Raw genomic sequence first — 1878 nt, forward strand, 5'->3', positions numbered from 1 at the left:
TCGCAACCGCAACTGGTATCGGGTTCGGGTACTTGGTTGAATATGGGGGTTGGTTCTGGCGCTGGTGTTGGTTCTGGCGCGGGTATGGGCGTCGGTGTTGGTGGTGTTGGTTTTGGCGCGGGTATGGGCGCTGGTGTTGGTTCTGGCGCGGGTATGGGCGTCGGTGTTGGTGTTGGTGGTGTTGGTGGTGTTGGTGTTGGTTCTGGCGCTGGTGTTGGTGTTGGTGGTGTTGGTGGTGTTGGTGTTGGTTCTGGCGCTGGTGTTGGTGTTGGTGGTGTTGGTGGTGTTGGTGGTGTTGGTGTTGGTGTTGGTGGTGTTGGTTCGTTCCGGGGAATGGCAGAGACAGTAGCGCTGGCGGGGCTGGTAGCGCCCTCGTTGTCTGTAACGCTGTAGGTGAAATTTGCTGTTGTAAAGTTGGCTGTCGATTGGAAAAATAATTGGTTAATGTCAGCAGGTCTCAGAATTTGACCGGCGCGGATAATCCTGCCCCCAGTATCGGGATCGCCTAAAAATATCAGCCCTTCATTTGCTGGTGGGACGGTGTTGATGGTGAAAGATTCGATCGACCCGTCTGGATCTGTGCCGCCTAGTCCTGCGATCAAGACAGTGCTGCTGGGGGCGATATCGAGGTCGACGTTGTTAGCTACTGGCGGTTTGTTTGGCACCTGCTCCAGCGCCGATACAGTAGCCCTGGCGCGGCTGGTAGCGCCCTGGTTGTCTGTAGCGCTGTAGGTGAAATTTGCTCTTGTAAAGTTGGCTGTCGATTGGAAAAATAATTGGTTAATGTCAGCAGGTGTCAGAATTTGACCGGCGCGGATAATCCTGCCCCCAGTATCGGGATTGCCTAAAAATATCAGCCCTTCATTTGCTGGTGGGACGGTGTTGATGGTGAAGGATGCGATCGACCCGTCGGGATCACTTCCTCCGAGTCCTGCGATCGGCACAGTGCTGCTGGGGGCGATCTCAAGGTTGACGTTGTTAGCTATCGGCCGTAGGTTGGCGGGCGTCGGAGTCGGAGTCGGTGCGGGTGGGGGAGTCGGAGTCGGAGTCGGGGCAGAGGCGATGCTGGTGCTAACAGTTGCGCCGGGATCGCGGCCGTTATTGTTGTCGGGATTTGGGTCATTAGTGGTTGAGGTACTTCTTGCCGTGTTGCTGACAGTGCCGGTCGCCGGGACTGGGAATCTGACAGTCCGGCTGACGGCCACGCCATCAGCTAAGCTGGCAATGGGCGGAAAGCTGACAATGCCTGTGGCTGGGTTGTAACTACCGCCGTTGGATGCTGTAACGCCCGTTAAACCGGGAACGATGCTGTCTGTAACGGTGATGTTAGTGGCGGTACTGGGTCCTCTGTTTTCGGTGAGAATTGTGTAGGTGACAGTCGATCCGGCGATCGCAGTAGGGGGCCCGCTTTTGATCGTAGCTACATCAGCGCTATCGGTGATAGTAGTGGTGACTCGCGCCGACGGGTTGCTGCCGTTGTTGTTGGCAGGATTGGGGTCTGGGCTCGTTGAGGTGCTGCTAGCAGTGTTGGCGATGGGGCCGCCGGTGGCGGGAACTGCGAAACGGACGGTTCTGTTGGTGCTGGCTGCGCTGGCTAGGGATGGGATCGCCGTCCAAGTCACAATACCTGTAGTTGCGTTGTAAGTTCCGCCCTCCGAGACGCTGACTCCTGTTAAACCCGGAACAATGGTGTCGGTGATCACCACATTGGTTGCCGCACTCGGCCCACTGTTGGCTGCCGTAATTGTGTAGGTGACAGTCGAACCCGCAGCCGCAGTAGGGGGCCCGCTTTTGACCGTCACTACATCAGCGCTATCGGTGATAGTAGTGGTGACTCGCGCCGACGGGTTGCTGCCGTTGTTGTTGGCAGGATTGGGG

At 57.2% G+C, this 1878-nt stretch carries 1 pseudogene; it reads right to left on the reverse strand.

Features of this window, described 5'->3' with window-relative positions:
- A pseudogene (locus QUA58_RS30740) lies at window positions 1-1878 on the reverse strand (DUF11 domain-containing protein); the annotation flags it as partial.

The sequence above is a fragment of the Microcoleus sp. N9_A1 genome (assembly GCF_036701795.1).
Classification (GTDB): Bacteria; Cyanobacteriota; Cyanobacteriia; order Cyanobacteriales; family Microcoleaceae; genus Microcoleus.